The organism is Nocardiopsis halophila DSM 44494 (assembly GCF_000341245.1).
In the GTDB taxonomy this organism is placed as follows: Bacteria; Actinomycetota; Actinomycetes; order Streptosporangiales; family Streptosporangiaceae; genus Nocardiopsis_A; species Nocardiopsis_A halophila.
The window spans coordinates 1-16,761 of the sequence record NZ_ANAD01000101.1; the positions used below are offsets into that span (position 1 = coordinate 1).

At 74.8% G+C, this 16,761-nt stretch carries 14 protein-coding genes and 1 pseudogene; 7 read left to right on the plus strand and 8 right to left on the minus strand.

The genetic code is table 11. The features are described from left to right. Positions 1 to 983, plus strand: a 983-nt coding sequence (locus D450_RS0112890; protein ID WP_017539081.1) for a cytochrome P450, incomplete at its 5' end; no start/stop codon positions are given. 205 nt (positions 984 to 1,188) lie between these two features. Here D450_RS0112890 and D450_RS0112895 read toward each other — a convergent pair. Beyond that, a complete protein-coding gene (locus D450_RS0112895) occupies positions 1,189 to 2,055 on the minus strand; it encodes an ACT domain-containing protein (protein WP_039820456.1) in 867 nt (288 codons plus the stop codon). A 130-nt stretch (positions 2,056 to 2,185) separates the two neighbouring features. Then, positions 2,186 to 2,896, minus strand: a pseudogene (locus tag D450_RS32470) (FadR/GntR family transcriptional regulator); the annotation flags it as partial. 254 nt (positions 2,897 to 3,150) lie between these two features. On the opposite strand from D450_RS32470, the gene D450_RS0112910 reads away from it, so the two are divergent. From D450_RS0112910 to D450_RS0112930, 5 genes are all read left to right on the plus strand, one after another. Continuing rightward, a complete protein-coding gene (locus tag D450_RS0112910; RefSeq protein WP_017539085.1) occupies positions 3,151 to 4,029 on the plus strand; it encodes a fumarylacetoacetate hydrolase family protein in 879 nt (292 codons plus the stop codon). A gap of 221 nt (positions 4,030 to 4,250) precedes the next feature. After that, positions 4,251 to 4,991 carry a (Fe-S)-binding protein gene (locus D450_RS0112915; protein WP_017539086.1) on the plus strand — a complete coding sequence of 247 codons (741 nt, stop codon included), beginning with the start codon at positions 4,251 to 4,253 and terminating at the stop codon, positions 4,989 to 4,991. A 20-nt stretch (positions 4,992 to 5,011) separates the two neighbouring features. Then, entirely contained in the window at positions 5,012 to 6,424 is a 1,413-nt protein-coding gene (locus D450_RS0112920) for a LutB/LldF family L-lactate oxidation iron-sulfur protein (protein ID WP_017539087.1), read from the plus strand. Beyond that, on the plus strand, positions 6,421 to 7,074 hold the full coding sequence (locus tag D450_RS0112925; RefSeq protein WP_017539088.1) for a LutC/YkgG family protein: 654 nt from the start codon (positions 6,421 to 6,423) through the stop codon (positions 7,072 to 7,074). The genes D450_RS0112920 and D450_RS0112925 overlap by 4 nt, the downstream gene beginning before the upstream one ends. 148 nt (positions 7,075 to 7,222) lie before the next feature. After that, positions 7,223 to 7,726 carry a hypothetical protein gene (locus D450_RS0112930; protein ID WP_152520833.1) on the plus strand — a complete coding sequence of 168 codons (504 nt, stop codon included), beginning with the start codon at positions 7,223 to 7,225 and terminating at the stop codon, positions 7,724 to 7,726. Positions 7,727 to 7,758: 32 nt separating this feature from the next. Here the strand turns inward: D450_RS0112930 and D450_RS34140 are convergent, their stop codons facing one another. Further along, on the minus strand, positions 7,759 to 8,256 hold the full coding sequence (locus D450_RS34140) for an HTH domain-containing protein (protein WP_017539090.1): 498 nt from the start codon (positions 8,254 to 8,256) through the stop codon (positions 7,759 to 7,761). Here D450_RS34140 and D450_RS34145 point away from each other — a divergent pair. After that, the gene (locus D450_RS34145; protein WP_083932620.1) at positions 8,182 to 8,400 is read left to right on the plus strand and encodes a RidA family protein; all 219 of its coding nucleotides are present in this window, start codon (positions 8,182 to 8,184) and stop codon (positions 8,398 to 8,400) included. The two genes, D450_RS34140 and D450_RS34145, sit on opposite strands and share 75 nt — an antisense overlap. 111 nt (positions 8,401 to 8,511) lie before the next feature. On the opposite strand, the gene D450_RS0112940 is transcribed toward D450_RS34145, so the two are convergent. From D450_RS0112940 to D450_RS0112960, 5 genes are all read right to left on the minus strand, one after another. Further along, positions 8,512 to 9,567 carry a lipoyl protein ligase domain-containing protein gene (locus D450_RS0112940; protein WP_017539092.1) on the minus strand — a complete coding sequence of 352 codons (1,056 nt, stop codon included), beginning with the start codon at positions 9,565 to 9,567 and terminating at the stop codon, positions 8,512 to 8,514. A gap of 53 nt (positions 9,568 to 9,620) precedes the next feature. Next, entirely contained in the window at positions 9,621 to 11,960 is a 2,340-nt protein-coding gene (locus tag D450_RS0112945; RefSeq protein WP_017539093.1) for a chorismate-binding protein, read from the minus strand. A gap of 327 nt (positions 11,961 to 12,287) precedes the next feature. Then, entirely contained in the window at positions 12,288 to 13,706 is a 1,419-nt protein-coding gene (locus D450_RS0112950; RefSeq protein WP_017539094.1) for an aspartate aminotransferase family protein, read from the minus strand. 141 nt (positions 13,707 to 13,847) lie between these two features. Next, positions 13,848 to 15,635, minus strand: coding sequence for a malto-oligosyltrehalose trehalohydrolase (gene treZ, locus D450_RS0112955; RefSeq protein WP_083932619.1), 1,788 nt, complete (start codon positions 15,633 to 15,635; stop codon positions 13,848 to 13,850). A 118-nt stretch (positions 15,636 to 15,753) separates the two neighbouring features. Further along, a complete protein-coding gene (locus D450_RS0112960) occupies positions 15,754 to 16,593 on the minus strand; it encodes a putative RNA methyltransferase (protein WP_193789662.1) in 840 nt (279 codons plus the stop codon). Between the last annotated feature and the right edge of the window lie 168 nt (positions 16,594 to 16,761).

The following is a 16,761-nucleotide window of genomic DNA, read 5'->3' on the forward strand; positions in this document are numbered from 1 at the left end:
GGCGCACCGTCCTGAACATGGACCCGCCCGAGCACATGCGGCTGCGGCGGCTGGTGACCTCGGCCTTCACCCGCAGGCGCCTGGACCGCTTCACCGCGGCGGTCACCGCGCGCGCCAGGGCGCTGCTGGAGCCGGTGGCCCGGAGCGGCCGGTGCGACCTGCCGGTGGAGGTCACCGACGACTTCCCGCTGAGCAACCTCGCCGAGCTGCTGGGCATGCCGCCGGGTGAGCGGCACCTGATGCTCGAGTGGACCAACCGGGTCATCGGTTACCAGGACGACGAGCACGCCGCGCCCGTCCCGGGCTCGGACGGGCGGCCGGTGAACCCGCGTTCCCCGGCCATGCTGGGCGACATGTTCGCCTACGCGGACGGGCTGGCGGAGGCCAAGCGGCGCCGTCCGGGCGAGGACCTGATGAGCGCGCTGGTGCAGGCCGAGGTCGACGGGCGCCGCCTGGACGACGACGAGCTGCGCATGTTCTTCTTCCTGCTGGTCATCGCGGGCAACGACACGGTGCGCAGCGCGCTTCCCGGGGGCGTGCTGGCCCTGGCCGACCACCCCGGCGAGCACGCCCGGCTGGCGGCCGACCCCGCCCTGGTGCCGTCGGCGGTGGAGGAGGTCCTGCGCTGGCACCCGCCGGTGCTGACCTTCCGCCGCACGGCGGTGCGCGACGCCGAGCTGGGCGGGCGGCGCATCCGCGCCGGGGACAAGGTGGTGGTCTACCACTGCTCGGCCCATTTCGACGAGCGGGTGTTCGACGCGCCCATGCGCTTCGACGCGGGGCGCTCCCCCAACGACCACCTGGCCTTCGGCGACGGCCCGCACCTGTGCCTGGGCGCGCACTTCGCCCGGCTGCAGATGCGGATCTTCTTCACCGAGATGGTGCGCATGCTCCCCTGCCCCCGCCGCGACGGCCCGGTCAAGCGCCTGACCTCCAACTTCATCAACGGAATCTCGCACCTGCCGCTGCGCTGGGAAGGGTGAGGAGGAGCCCCGGTCCTGCTGCCCGCACGGCGAGGAGCGCCCGCGCAGCGTCTCGCGTCCTCGGCCCCCATGCCCCACAGGGCCCGGCGGCGCTCCGCGGGTTCCCCGGCCTGATCGGACCCCGGCCGCGGTGTCCGGCCGCGATACCGCCGCATCGGCCGCTCGTGCTCCCCCTCCATCCGGAGCCCAAGCCCATCGCGTCAAGCTACCGGTGGCCCCGCTCCTTGGGCGCCTTGTCGCCGGTGAGCGCCGTCGCCGCTTGGACGAAGGCGCGGCAGCGGGCGAACTCCACGGCGGTGAAGGGCACCTGTTCGCGGTGCAGGAGCACGTACCCGGCCCCGGGCACCGTCAGGCACAGGGCGGTCCCGGCCAGTTCGTCGGGCCCCGGACCGTCCGGCCGGGCGGCGGTGTGCTCGGCCGCGTCGGCCCCGCACAGTGCGGCCAGCGCCTCGGCGAGCGTGGTGCCCCCGGCGGCGACCGCGGCCGCCAGTGAGAGCGCACGGCCCGTGGTGTCGCTGAGCTCGTGCAGGTCGGCGGGCTCGACCACCGGCGTGCGGCCGCCGGCGCGGGCCACGGCCTCGCGCAGCCGGTCCGGACCGACCGGCCCCGGAGCGGTCAGGTAGAAGTCGTCGAGCGCCTCCCCCGCGCCCGGGTGGATCTGGACCAGCCTGATGTCGACGCCCAGTTCGGCCATCCGGGCGGTGAGCGCGGCCAGGCCGCCGGGCAGGTCGTCCACGGCCACCCGGAGCCGCCACAGCCGCTCGCCCTGCCTGCGCGGGCCGGCGGTGCGGAGCCCCGGCCCCGGTTCCCTGGCGGCCCGGCGGTGGCGGCGCCAGCGCTGCACCGAGGCGCCCGCGACCAGTGCGGCGCCCAAGGCGATCAGGAGCGCTCCCCCGCCCTCGCTGTGGCCCAAGGAGAGCACCAGCAGGTGCGCGGCGCCCCCGGCCAGCAGCAGCGCCCCCAGTTCCAGGGCCTCCCGGCCGAGGAAGCCGGCGTGCGGTGCCGAGGGCGGTCCGGGCGGCGCCCCGTGCGGGGTGCGGTCCGTTGCGGTGGTGCGTGCGTCTGCTCCCATGCCGGCGATGGTGCCCGCCGCACGTTGCACCCGCTCGACGGCCCGTGACAGGCCTGTTACCGCCGACCGTGAGGCCGCTCACCCCCGCCGGCGGCCGGTTCGGCGGGCCCGNGCCCTCCGGTCCGGTGTCCAGGTCGGCCCGCAGCCACCGCTCGACCTCCATGACGTGCATGGTGGCGGCGGCCCGCGCGGCGTCGGGGTCGCGGTCCAGCAGGGCTCGGTAGATCCGCTCGTGGTCCTGGCGCAGGCGCGCGGCCTGCCCGGCCGCGCAGTGCCCGCGCCACACCCGCGCGTTGAAGGTGCGCGAGGAGAGCCCGTCGTTGATGGCCGACAGCGTGGCGTTCCCGGTGATCTGCACGATCGCCTGGTGGAAGGTCAGGTCGGCGGCGACCGTCTCCCGGCCGCCCCCGCCCGAGGAGATCCGGTCCAGGATGGCGCCGACCCGCTCCAGCTGCGCGTCGGTGGCGCGGGCCGCGGCCAGCGCGGTGGCGGCCGGCTCCAGCATCCGGCGCACCTGCAGCACCTCGATGAGGGTGTCGCCCTGGGAGATCTCGGCCAGCACCGAGAAGGTCTCCAGCAGGTCGGCCGGGCGCAGCGAGGAGACGTAGACGCCCGCACCGTGCCGCACCTCCAGCACGCCCAGGGTGGTCAGCGTGCGCACCGCCTCGCGCATGGAGCTGCGCGAGACCTCGAACTCCTGGGCCAGGTCCCGCTCGGTGGGCAGGCGGTCGCCGGGGCGCAGCCGCCCCTCGGCGATCATCTCCTTGATCCGCTCGACGGGGCGCCGGGTCACCGGCATGCGCGCCTCGGTCGCGGCGGGGCTCGGGCCGTCGGTCGGCATCACGCGGGGTCCTCTCCAGGGGGCGGCGGGCCTCGGCACCGCGCACGGTCGTTCTGCTCCGCCCATCTTGACACCCCCTCTCCGCTGCACGTAGAAGTGATCCGACCACTTTGTCGACATGAGGCAGACCACACCGTCATCTACCGGCCCGAATCCGGGACATCGGCGGACGGACAGCACCGAACTGATCAGACCAATCGACGCGCCCGTGCGCCGCGCCGGCCGCGGACGCCGCCGACGGAAAGGCCTGCACCGTGAAGCTGCTGAGGATCGGACCGCCCGGGGCCGAACGGCCCGCCGCCCTGTCCCCCGAGGGCGTGCCCCTCGACCTGTCCCCGATCACCGACGACATCGACGGGGCCTTCCTGTCCGGCGGGGGCCTGGAGCGCGCCCGCTCCGCCCTGGAGGCCGGCGGCCTGCCGGTGCTGTCCGGGGCCGCCGGGGCCGGCGCCCCCGGCGGCCCGCGCGTGGGCCCGCCGGTGGCGCCCCGCGGCAAGCTCATCGGGATCGGCACCAACTACGCCGACTACGCGGCGGCCACCGGGGCCGAGCCGCCCGAGCGGCCGATCGTCTTCATCAAGCCCACCGACACCGTGGTGGGCCCACACGACCCGGTGCGCATCCCGCGCGGCTGCTCGGCCACCGACCACGAGGTGGAGCTGGCCGTGGTGATCGGGCGCACCGCCCGCTACCTGGAGACCGACGCCGAGGCCGAGGCGGCCGTGGCCGGGTACGCGGTGGCCAACGACGTCACCGAGCGCGAGCACCAGTTCGGCCACGGCGGCCAGTGGGGCAAGGGCAAGTCCTTCGAGACCTTCACCCCGCTGGGCCCGTGGCTGGTCACCCCCGACGAACTGGGGGCGCGCGGCACTGCCGCGCTCGGCCTGCGCACCCGGGTCAACGGCGCACTGGTGCAGGACGGCACCACCGAGGCGATGATCTTCGACGTGCCCTTCCTGGTGCGCCACCTGAGCCGCTTCATGGCGCTGCGCCCGGGCGACGTCGTCATCACCGGCACCCCCGCGGGCGTGGCCATGACCCGGCCGGACACGCCCTACCTGCGGGCCGGCGACGTGATGGAACTGGAGGTGGACGGACTGGGCGGCCAGCGGCAGGTGCTGGCGGCCGCCTGAGCACGGGCGGAGGGACGCGCCGACACGCCCTTCCGCCGCCGGGTGGGCGCCCGGCTCCGCGTCTAGGGTGAGCCCCGCGGACGCCTCCCGGCGCCCGGACCGCCCCCCACCGGGGCGGTCCGGGCGCACCGGACGGGGTCCGGCGGCCCACGCCGAAGTGTCGGCACCCGACCGACCGCGCGGGCCGCCCCACGGGAGCGGCCCTGGAGAAGAGGGAGCGCATGCGGATCGCGCTATTCGTCACCTGCGTCAACGACACGCTGTACCCGGGGACCGGGCGAGCGGTGGTGCGGCTGCTGGAGCGGCTGGGGCACGAGGTCGTGTTCTCCGAGGACCAGACCTGCTGCGGGCAGATGCACTACAACTCCGGCTACCGGCGGGACGCCCAGCGCCTGGCCGTGCGCTTCCTGCGCACGTTCGAGGGCGCCGACGCCGTCGTCGCGCCCTCCGGCTCCTGCGCGGCGATGATCCGCGACAACTACCCGCGCCTTGGCGAGGACGGCAGCCGCCTGCAGCGCGCCGCCGCCGAGCTGGCGCCGCGCGTGTACGACCTGTCCGAGCTGCTGGTGGACGTGCTGGGCGTCACCGACGTGGGCGCCTACTTCCCGCACACCGTCACCTACCACCCCACCTGCCACGGGCTGCGCATGCTGCGCCTGGGCGACCGCCCCTACCGGCTGCTGCGCGCCGTGCGCGGGCTGAGCCTGGTGGACCTGCCCGGCGCCGCCGAGTGCTGCGGCTTCGGCGGCACGTTCGCGGTGAAGAACCCGGACGTGTCGGCGGCGATGGGCTCGGACAAGGCCCGCAACGCCGCCTCCACCGGTGCCGAGGTGCTGTGCGCGGTCGACAACTCCTGCCTGATGCACATCGGCGGGACGCTCAGCCGCGAGCGCGCCGGCATGCGCGTGGTGCACCTGGCGGAGATCCTGGCGTCGACGGAACGGGAGCCGGCCCTCGCATGAGCAGCGCGACATTCGTGGGGATGCCCGCCTTCCCCGACGCGGCCCGCGGGGCCACCGGGAACGCCCAGCTCAGACACAACCTGCGCAAGGCCACGCACACCATCCGCGGCAAGCGCGGGGAGGTGGTCGAGGAGCTGGACGACTGGGCCGGGCTGCGCGAGGCCGGGCGGGCCGTCAAGGACCGCACCCTGCGCCACCTGGACCACTACCTGGAGAGGCTGGAGGAGGCGGTGACCGCCGCGGGCGGCACGGTGCACTGGGCCTCCGACGCCGACGAGGCCCGCGCGATCGTGACCCGGCTGGTGCACGCCACCGGCGAGCGCGAGGTCGTCAAGGTCAAGTCGATGGCCACCCAGGAGATCGAGCTGAACAACGCCCTGGAGCAGGAGGGCATCACCGCCTACGAGACCGACCTGGCCGAGCTGATCGTCCAGCTCGGGGACGACCTGCCCTCGCACTTCCTGGTCCCTGCCATCCACCGCAACCGGGCCGAGATCGGGCGGATCTTCCGCGAGCGCATGGGCGCCTGGGGCGTGCCCGCCCCCGAGGGGCTCGGCGACGACCCGCGCGAGCTGGCCGAGGCCGCCCGGCGGCACCTGCGGCAGAAGTTCCTGGAGACCCGGGTGGCGGTGTCGGGGGCCAACTTCGCGGTGGCCGACACCGGCAGCATGGTGGTGCTGGAGTCCGAGGGCAACGGGCGGATGTGCCTGACGCTGCCCGAGACGCTCATCTCGGTGGTGGGCATCGAGAAGCTGGTGCCGAGCTGGTCGGACCTGGAGGTGTTCATGCAGCTGCTGCCGCGCTCCTCCACCGGCGAGCGGATGAACCCCTACAGCACCGTGTGGACGGGCGTGACGCCCGGGGACGGGCCCCAGGAGTTCCACCTCGTGCTGCTCGACAACGGGCGCACCGACACCCTCGCCGACCGGGTGGGGCGCCAGGCGCTGCGGTGCATCCGCTGCTCGGCGTGCCTGAACATCTGCCCGGTCTACGAGCGCACCGGCGGCCACGCCTACGGGTCGGTCTATCCGGGACCGATCGGCGCGATCCTGACCCCGCAGCTGCAGGGCATGCAGGGGCCGGTCGAGAAGGCGCTGCCGTTCGCCTCTACGCTGTGCGGGGCGTGCTACGACGTGTGCCCGGTGGCCATCGACATCCCCGAAGTGCTGGTGCACCTGCGCGAGCGCGCGGTGGAGGGCAAGCGGCCGGGGCCGGAGAAGACGGCCATGGCGGCGGCCGAATGGGTGCTGGACGACCCGCGGCGGATGCACCTGGCCCAGCGCGCCGCCTCGTCGCTGCGCGGGGCGGTGCCCCGGCGGCTGCCCGGCCCCGGCGCGGCCTGGACCGACACCCGCGACCTGCCCGACATCCCCGAGCGGCCGTTCCGCGACTGGTGGCGCGAGCACGCCCGGGGCGGGGAGGAGCAGCGATGAGCGCACCGCTCGGATCGCGTGAGCGCGTACTGGCCAAGGTGCGCGCCGCGCTGGCGGACGTGCCCCGGGGCGAGGACCCCGGGGACGCGCCGGTGCCGCGGGACTACGCGCGCACCCACCGCCAGGGGCCCGCGCTGGACCTGCTGGTGGACCGGCTGGAGGACTACCGGGCGCAGGTGCGCCGGGTGCGCGGTGCGGAGCTGCCCGCGGCGGTCGCCGAGGCGCTGGAGCGCCGGGGCGCCGCCCGGGTGGCGGTGCCGGGCGACGCCCCCGGGGAGTGGTTCTCCCGGAGCGGCGCCGAGGTGCTGCGGGACGCGCCGTGGGAGGACCGGGTGCTGTCCGTGTCCGAGCTGGACGCGGTGGACGGCGCGGTGACCGGGTGCGCGGTGGCCGTGGCCGAGACCGGCACGATCATCCTGGACACCGGCGAGCACCAGGGGCGGCGGGCGCTGACCCTGGTCCCGGACTACCACCTGTGCGTGGTGCGGGCCCGCCAGGTGGTGGACGGGGTCCCCGAGGCCGTGGAGCGCCTGGACCCGGTGCTGCCGCAGACCTGGATCAGCGGCCCGTCGGCGACCAGCGACATCGAACTGGAGCGCGTGGAGGGCGTCCACGGCCCCAGGACGCTGGAGGTCCTGCTGGTCGAATAGTCGGCGCAAGACGGCACAATGGTGCGACCGCCCCGGCCCCTGCCGGGGCGGTCGCACCGCTTCTCCTGTTCGGACGGCACATCCCGGTTCAAGGGACGCATTGACCGACCCCCTCCCCGCGCTCGTGTCCCGCCACCGGCTCTTGGCCATGCCCGACTACCAGATGGTCTCGGTCCACGACGGAGGCGGACCCGATCGCGGGACCCACGGAGCGATCTCCCGATCCACGACCGACGGTGCCGGGGGCGACGAACACTGGATCGTGATCGCGTGCGGCAACTCGACCGTGGGAGTGGGGTTCGATATCCGCATTCGGAGCACAGAACCACCCTTCGAAGAGAGAGGCGAAGACGCCGGCTTCGACCGCGAACACCGGTTCACTGTCCGCTTCTTCGAGGCGGAACTCGTCGTGGACCAGGGAACGATGGGCTCCGCCGCCCAGATTCCTCTCCCCTGCCAGGGCTCCTACGGCGTTCGCGTGAGGTCCTGGAACCAGGACACGGTCATGCGAGAGGGCGAAGCGATCGACATGCAGGCCTCCGAGGAGGACTGGGACCTCGATTTCCAAAGGGAGATGCACGAGCGCCTGGACGGGAAGGAGCACTACGCCCTCGATCTCTGGCCGGTCGTGACGAACGCGCCGGTCGAGTGAGGCCGCTCTCCGACTCCAGGTGGGCCGCTTCCCTAGCACCGCTCTCGGGAGGTTGCTCCATGGCGGGCGGCGATGGCGGCGGCGCGGGTGCCGAGTGAATCGCGCAGCCATTGCGGTGAAAGGGCCTCGGCGTGCTCGGCCGCCTCCCACAGTGCCCATTCGGCGTGCCTCGCGTCCTGGAAGGTGACCTCCAGCCGGAGCCGGCCGTCCGGCCCGGTCTGCTCGGCGAGGACGGCCAGTGCGGTTCCCGTCAGGTCCTCCCGCCGTGCAGGGTCGACCCGCGCCAGGACGGTGACCTGGTCGCCGCCGGTCCGGAACCCGGGCAGCAACGCGAAACCGCCGTTGCGGCCGCGCTCGGCGTAGACCGGGACACCGGCGGCGGAGAGCGCCTGGACGTCGCGCTGCACGGTGCGGGCGGACACCTCCAGCTCGCGCGCGAGCGCGGCCGCGGAAACATCGGTGCGGCGCTCACCGCGCACGGGCTCGACTTCGGCCACGTCGTCCAGCTCAGAACGTACGTCGTGGACCATGACGCCACCAGGCTCGGGCCGATCGCCGAGGCCGCGCAGGGGTACTGGGGGGCCGAGCCGCCCGTGCAGACCCTTCTCGGCGTCGCGGCCCTGGCGGCGCCCGACGTGCTGTTCGAGGTCGAGGCCATCGCGGCCCGCGCCTGATCTGCCGACGGGCGCCGGCTCCGGGCCCTGGCCGCCGGGTGTCGGGGGGCGGCCGCTCCGAACCGCCGTCGGAACGGCCGCGCCCGGCAAGACGGCTCCGCGACAGAGCGGCTAGGGGACGCGGGCGGTCCAGTCGCGGGAGCCGAACTTGGTGGCGGCCAGCTCGTGCGCGGTCTCCAGCTCGGCGTCGGTCAGGGTGTCCTCGGTGAGGCCGTTGCGCTCCCGGAAGGTCGCCACCATGGCGTCCATGACCTGCTCGCGGGCGAGGCCGGTCTGGCGGCGCAGCGGGTCCACGCGCTTCTGGGCGCTCTTGGTGCCCTTGTCCGACAGCTTCTCCCTGCCGATGCGCAGCACATCGACCATCTTCTCGGCATCGATGTCGTAGGCCATCATCACGTGGTGCAGGACCGCCCCGTCGTGCGCCGACACCCGCTTCTGGGCGGCGCCGGCGATCTTGCCTCCCTTGGAGGCGATGTCGTTGAGCGGCTGGTACCAGGCGTCCACGCCCAGTCCGCTCAGCGCCTCGAGCACCCAGTCGTCCAGGTAGGCGTAGCTGTCGGCGAAGGGCATGCCGTGCACCATCGGCTCGGGCACGTACAGCGAGTAGGTGATGCTGTTGCCCGGCTCTTGGAACATCGCCCCGCCGCCGCTGATACGGCGCACCACCGTGACGTCGTGGCGGCGGGCCCCGTCCGGGTCGACCTCGTTGCGCAGGGACTGGAAGCTGCCGATGACCACCGAGGGGCGGTCCCACTCCCAGAAGCGCAGGGTGGGCCTGCGCCGCCCGGAGGCCACCTCTCGGGTCAGGACCTCGTCCAGGGCCATGTGCACCTCAGGGGCGTGCGGCCCGTCCTTGATCAGCTGCCAGTCGTAGTCGCTCCACGTCGTGGCGTGCGATAGCGCGCGGCGCACCGCCACGCCCACCGCCTCGGCGGAGAAGCCGAACATGGACGTGCCTTCGGGCAGGGCGCTCTCGATGCGGCGCCCCAAGGCGTTGGCGTCGGTGTCGGCCGGGGCCCCTTCGAGGGCGCGGTCGATCTCCTCCAGGGCCTCATCGGGCTCCAGGAAGAAGTCGCCGGCCACGCGGACGTGCCGCAGCCGGCCGTCCTCCAGCTCGAAGTCGACCACCACGAGCTTTCCGCCCGGGACCTTGTACTCTCCGTGCACTGCCACTCCCCCGTGCCGCGGCGCGCGGCCGCCCCATTGCGACGTGGCAAAGACTATGCGCCGGTGGGCCCAGGGGCGGGGTGGCCCGGACGTGAGGTGTCTCGCTCCCCTGAGCGGGAATCCTCCGGGGGCTCGGCTCCGATGCAGCGGAGAACCGCCGCCGCCTTGAGGAGCGTCTCGTGGTGCTCTTCGGCGGGGTCGGACAGGGCGGTGATGGCGCCGCCGGTTCCCAGGCGCGCGCCCTCCGGGTCGCACACCAGGGTGCGGATGACGATGCTCAGGTCCGCGGTCCCGTTGAACCCCAGGTATCCCAGGCAGCCCGCGTAAGGGCCGCGCGGACGGCTCTCCAGGGCGTCGAGGAGGGCGACGGTGCGCTCCTTGGGGGCTCCGGTCATCGAGCCGCCGGGGAAGAGCGCGCGCAGGCAGTCCACGGCTCCGCGGTCGGCGCGCAACCGCCCCTTGACCGAGGTGACCAGCTGGTGGACGGTCGCGTAGGACTCCACACCCATGAGGCGGGGCACGTGGACGCTTCCGGGGCGGCACACCCGGCCCAGGTCGTTGCGGATCAGGTCGGCGATCATCAGGTTCTCGCCGCGGGTCTTGGTGTCGGAGGCCAGCTCCCGCGCGGCCTCAGCATCGGCGGCGGGCTCGGGGAGGCGGGCGGCGGTCCCCTTGATGGGCTTGCTCTCGGCCCAGCCGTGGGCGTCGATCTCCAGGAAGCGCTCGGGGGAGGCGCTGAGCACGGTGCGCGCCCCACTGCGCAGGTAGGCGGCATAGGGGGCGGGGTTGTCGCGGCGCAGGCGCCGGTAGGCGGCCAGGAGGCCGCCGGGGCCGTCGGGCGCGGCGGCGTCCATGGCGTAGGTGTAGCACGCCTCGTAGCTCTCGCCGTCGAGCAGCCAGGAGCGGACCTGCGCCAGGTCGTCCAGGTAGTCCCCGCGCGCGACGGTGGCGCGGGCCGCTCCCTGCGGTGCGGGCGGGGGCGGTGGCGGCGCGGGGTGCACGGTGCGCAGCCGCTCCTGGTAGCCGTCGAACCAGGCGGCCGCCTCGGCGGCGGTGCCGCCGCTGTGCACGAGCCAGGCGGCGCCGGTGAGGTGGTCGGCGGCCAGGAAGCGCCGCACGGTGAGGAACTCGGCGTCGGGGCCGCGCGGGTCGGGCCGGACGGGTCCGGCCGAGGCGGTGCCGTCGGCGGCGCCGTAGCCCAGGTAGCCGACGAGGCCGCCGAGGAAGGGCAGCGGGAAGGCGTCGGGGTCGACGCGGTCGGCGGCGGTGCGGCGGGCGAGCTCGTCGAACAGGCCGCCGCTCAGGGGGCGGGCGGTGCCGCCGCGGACCTCCTCCAGGCGGGGGGCGCCGGGGCCGGCGCTGTAGCGCAGCAGCGGGTCGCGGCGGGTGTCGACGGAGCCGAGGAAGCTGTACCGCCCCATGCCGTAGGCGGTGCGGGCGCTGTCCAGCCAGAAGGCGTGGTCGTCGCCGGCGTGCAGGGCGGTGAAGACGTCCTCGGGCGAGACGTCGAGGTCGACGGCGCGCACGTGCACGTCACGGGCCGGGCTGCCGGGCACCCCTCGCACCGGTTCCGGGCGGCCCTGCGCGGCCACCGCGGCACAGTCGCGATCCGCCGTCCCGGGTGCGGAGGAACCGGGGTCCGCCGTCCCGTTCCTCCCCGTCCCAGGCACGTCGGGGGCGGTGGCGCCGTCGCGGGAGCACTCGCTCCGGAGCGTTGCCGCACCGCTCCGCCGCTCCGGCGGCCCCTGCGCAGTGGGACTCCGCTCCTCCGCGCGCCCCGGCAGGGCCAGGAAGTTCGCGATCAGTTCGCGCCCGTACTCGGTCTCGACCGATTCGGGGTGGAACTGGACGCCGTGCAGGGGCCGTTCCCGGTGCCGCAGGCCCATCAGGACGCCGTCGGACGCGCGCGCCGTCACCTGCAGCTCGGGCGGCAGCGGTTCCGGGACGGCCAGGGAGTGGTAGCGCACGCACCGGAACCCCTGGGGCAGACCGGCGAAGACCCCGCGCCCGTCGTGGGCGACCTCGTCGACCCGGCCGTGCATGACCCGGGGCGCGTGCTCGGCCTTGCCTCCGCTCAGCGCGGCCAGCAGCTGGTGCCCCAGGCACACGCCCAGGACGGGGCCGGGGAAGGCTTCCAGCAGCTCGGGCAGGCGCCCGATGTCGCCGGGCACGTGCGGGCTGCCGGGGCCGGGCGAGACCACGAGGTGGGTGTGGCCCCCGGCGAGCACCTCGGCCGGGTCGAAGCCGTCGTTGGGCACGGTGTGCGGCTCGGCCCCCGCGACCTGCCAGATGAGCTGGTGCAGGTTGAAGGTGTAGGAGTCGTGGTTGTCCACGAGCAGGATGCGCGGCGCCGCGTCGGGAGGCGCCCCGCTCCCGGACGGGTCGTCGCGCATGCAGGGCCTTTCACGGGGCCGCGCGCCGCGCGGCCGGGTCGTTTCGTTCGGTTCGGGGGGCGTTTCCACGATATCGACCGCGGCCAGGGACGCGGGCGCCGGTATCGGATCGCCCGGGGACGCCCGCCCTCGCCTCCGGATCGGCGTTCCTGGGAGCCGTGGCGACGGCGGCCCGGCGGGCGCCCCCTCGTCGCCGCCCCGGGCCGCGTCCCTCGGTGTGGTGTCGTTGCCGTCCGACCAGGTCAGCGCGGCCGTTCCGCCTCGGAGCCGTGCCCGCCCCGCCTTCGGCTCCCGGCCGGCCCCGCCTCTCCGGTCGTCGGGCCGCCCCTAAAGCAGGGACGCCGCCTCGGTCAGCACCGACCGCAGGATCTGCTCGATCTCGTCGAACACGGGCTGGTCGGCGATGAGCGCCGGGGCCAGCTGGATCACCGGGTCGCCGCGGTCGTCGGCGCGGCAGTACAGGCCCGCGTCGAACAGCGCCCCGGACACGAAGCCGCGCAGGATGCGCTCGGACTCCTCGGCGTCGAAGGACCGCCGGGTCTCGCGGTCCTTGACCAGCTCGATGCCGTAGAAGTAGCCGTCCCCGCGCACATCGCCCACGATCGGCAGGTCCTTCAGCTTCTCCAGCGTGCCCCGGAACGCCGCCTCGTTCTCGCGGACGTGCCCGGGGAGCCCTTCGCGCTCGAACACGTCGAGGTTGGCCAGCGCCACCGCCGAGGACACCGGGTGCCCGCCGAAGGTGTACCCGTGGGTGAAGGCGTTGCTGCCCTCCCGGAACGGCGCGAAGACCCGGTCGGAGGCGATGGCCGCGCCGATGGGGGCGTACCCGGAGGTCATCCCCTTCGCGCAGGTGATGATGTCCGGGGTGTAGCCGTAGCGCTCGCAGGCGAACATGTGGCCCACCCGCCCGAAGGCGCAGATGACCTCGTCGGAGACCAGCAGTACGTCGTACCGGTCGCAGATCTCGCGGACCGCACGGAAGTAGCCGGGCGGCGGCGGGAAGCAGCCGCCCGAGTTCTGCACCGGTTCCAGGAACACCGCGGCCACGGTCTCCGGCCCCTCGGCCTGGACGGCCAGCTCGATCTGGCGGGCGGCCCAGCGGCCGAACGCCTCGGGGTCATCGGCCGTCCCGGGTTCGCCGGTGATCTCGTCGGCGCGGTACAGGTTGGTGTTGGCGACCTTGAGGGCGCCCGGGACCAGGGGCTCGAAGACCTTCTTCAGGTCGGGGACGCCGGTGATGGACAGCGCGCCCTGGGTGGTGCCGTGGTAGGCGACCGACCGGCTGATGACCTTGCGCTTGTCGGGCCGCCCGGTCAGCGCGAAGTACTGCTTGGCCAGCTTCCAGGCGGTCTCCACCGCCTCGCTGCCGCTGGTGGTGAAGAAGACCCGGTCCAGGTCGCCGGGGGTGTGCGCGGCGAGCCGCTCGGCCAGTTCGATGGCGGCGGGGTGGGCGTGGCTCCACAGCGGGAAGTAGGCCAGGTCGGCGGCCTGCCGCGCGGCCGCCTCGGCGATCTCGCGGCGCCCGTGTCCGGCCTGGACGACGAAGAGGCCGGCCAGCCCGTCGATGTAGCGGCGGCCCTCGGCGTCCCAGATGTGGACCCCGTCCCCGCGGGTGACGACCGGGACGCGGGCACCGTCCTCGAAGGCCGAGTGGCGGGTGAAGTGCATCCACAGGTGGTCCCGGGCGGCGTCCGAGAGCCGCTGGACGTCCTCGCGGGTCGCTTCCTGCGCGGTGTTCGTGCTCATGGCCCCTTGCCCATCGTCCGATTCGGGTGCGGTGCCCCATGATCAGCACTCACCCCCGGATTCGTCAACTGTTTCAGGGGCGAAACTTGAGATCGACAACTGATAACGCGGCTAGTCGGCGATCTTCTGACGGTTTTCGCATTAGAGGTCGATGGTGGGGTCCACCTGCTCCCGGTCGTCGGGCACGACCTCGGCCACCGCGAACGCGTGCCCGCCCAGGCACAGCCGGCCGCCCCGCACCCGCGGCTCGCCCGAGGCCAGCAGCACCCGCCGCACCGGTGCGTCCAGCACCGCGTCGGCCGGATGCGGACGCAGGTTGCACGCCACCCGCAGCGGGCCGCGGTGCAGCACCAGCACCCGCCCGTCGTCGGAGGCGCGCACCGCGAACCGGTCCAGCCGCGGGTCGGCCAGCTCGGGGCGGGCCCGGCGCAGCGCGATCAGCTCCCGGTAGGCGCACAGCACCGCCCGGTGGGGGTCGGTCGCGGGCTCCTCCCAGTCCAGGACGGAGGCCTCCCGCGCGGCCGGGTCCATCGGGTCGGGGACCGCGTCGGTCCACCCGTGCGCGGCGAACTCGCGCCGGCGGCCGCGCCGCACCGCCTCGGCCAGGTCCGGGTCGGGGAAGGAGGCGAAGAACCGCCACGGCGTGGAGGCCGCCCACTCCTCGCCCATGAAGAGCATCGGGGTGTAGGGCGAGCACAGCACCAGCGCCGCCCCGCACACCAGCAGGTCCGGCGGGACCGAGGCGGACAGGCGGTCGCCCAGGGCGCGGTTGCCGACCTGGTCGTGGGTCTGCAGGTAGGCCAGGAAGCGGGCCCCGGAGTCCTCGGCGGCGTCGACCGGGGCGCCGTGGCTCCGGCCGCGGAAGGAGGAGTACCCGCCGTCGTGCAGGAAGACCCGGCGCAGGGTGCGCGGCAGCACCGCGGGGCCGGCGAAGTCGGCGTAGTAGCCGTGGGTCTCCCCGGTGAGCGCGGTGTGCAGGGCGTGGTGCAGGTCGTCCGACCACTGGGCGGTCATGCCCAGGCCGCCGGCGGCGCGGGGGCGGACCGTGCGCGGGTCGTTGCGGTCGCTCTCGGCGATCAGCGACAGCGGCCGGCGCAGTCCGGCGGCCAGCGCCTCGGTGCGCGCCGACAGCTCGGCCAGGAGGGGGCGGGCGCCGTCGTCGCGCAGCGCGTGCACGGCGTCCAGGCGCAGGCCGTCCAGGTGGAAGTGGCGCAGCCGGTCCAGCGCGTTGTCCAGGACGTGGCGCCGCACCTCGTCGGACCCGGGGCCGTCGAGGTTGAGCGATGGGCCCCAGGCGGTCTCGCCGCCGGTGAAGTAGGGCCCGAAGCGGTGCAGGGTGGCGCCGGAGGGGCCCAGATGGTTGTAGACGACGTCCAGGACGACGCCGAGGCCGCGGGTGTGGCAGGCGTCGACGAAGCGCTTGAGGCCGTCGGGGCCGCCGTAGGGCTCGTGCACGGCGTACCAGAGCACCCCGTCGTAGCCCCACCCGCGGTCGCCGTCGAAGGCGTTGACCGGCATGACCTCGACCAGGTCCGCCCCCAGGTCGACCAGGTGGTCCAGGCGTCCGATCGCGGCGTCGAAGGTGCCCTCGGCGGTGAAGGTGCCGATGTGCAGCTCGTAGAGGACCGACCCGGGAAGGGCGCGCCCGGTCCAGGCCCCGTCGGTCCAGGGGAAGGCGGAGTGGTCGTAGGCGCGCGAGGGGCCGGTGACGCCGTAGGGCTGGTGCACCGACCGGGGATCGGGCAGCGGTTCGGGGTCGTCGCCCAGGAGGAAGGCGTAGTCGGTCCCCGGTTCGGGCGGCGGCCCGTCGAGCACCCACCGGCCTCCCGGCCGCGGTTCCATGTCCCGGTCCCGTCCACCGGCCCGTACGCGCACCCGGTCATGGTCCGGGGCCCACACGGAGAGCCGGTCACCTGCGCCGTCGCTCACGGAGTGGCCCTACCCGCCCGCCCCGGAGATCACGCCGGGGCGGCGCCCTGCGGTGCCGTCCGGCGGACCTCGGAGGCCCGGCGCGGTCCCGTCCTCTGGGGTCCGCGCGCCGCCGGCCTCAGTGGCGGGGGCGGTAGAGGCCGATCCGGAAGGAGGCCGTGACCTCGACGGGGTCGGGGAGGGTCGCGGCGCGGCGCTCCAGCTCCCCGGCCTCCAGGTGGCGGGCGCTGGGGCCCATGCCCGCGACCGTCACCGCGTCGCGGCGGGGAAGGCTCAGGGAGAGGTCCAGGGCTTCGCCGCGGGCGTGCTCGAAGCGGGTGGCGAGCGTCTCCTCCAGGCGCTCCTCTTTGCGCGCGTCGACCGAGACCATGCCCAGGGCCTCGACCAGTTCGCCCAGGTGGCCGGGGCCGGGGGTGACGACGACGAGGAGGCCGTCGGGGCCCAGCACGCGGTGGAACTCCTCGGCGCCGCGCGGCGCGAACACGTTGAGCAGCACCGATGCGGCGCCGTCGCTCAGCGGCAGGCCCCGCCAGGCGTCGCAGGCGGCGGCCCCGGCGCGCGGGTGGGCCTTGGCGGCGCGGCGCAGGGCGTACTTGGACAGGTCCAGGCCGAGGCCGCAGGCCTGCGGGGAGCGGTCCAGCACGCGGGCGAGGTAGTAGCCGGTGCCGCCGCCGATGTCGGCGACCAGGCCGCCGTCGGCCAGGGCGGGCGCGGCCGCCTCGGCGATGCGCGCGGCCAGGGGGTCGTAGTGCCCGGCCTCCTGGAAGCCCTGCCGGTCGCGGACCATGTCGGCCGAGTCGGCGGTCCCGGTCGGCTTGGCGCCGGTGAGCAGGCCGAGGTAGCCCTCCTTGGCGACGTCGAAGGCGTGCCCGGACGAGCAGCGCACGGCGTTGCCCACCGGTTCGAGCCCGGCCCCGCAGTGGGGACAGGCCAGGCGGGCGAGGACAGGGGCGGGCATCCGGAGCCGGTCGAGCACGGGAGGACGCCCGTCGTCGCGCAAGGTAGCCATGATCGCCGTCCACTCTACTGAGCCCGGCGAGGGACCGGCGGACGAGCGCCGTCCCCCGTCCCGGCGCGGACCCCGAGGGCGGGTCCCGAGGGCGGGCCCCGAGGGCGGGCCCCGAGG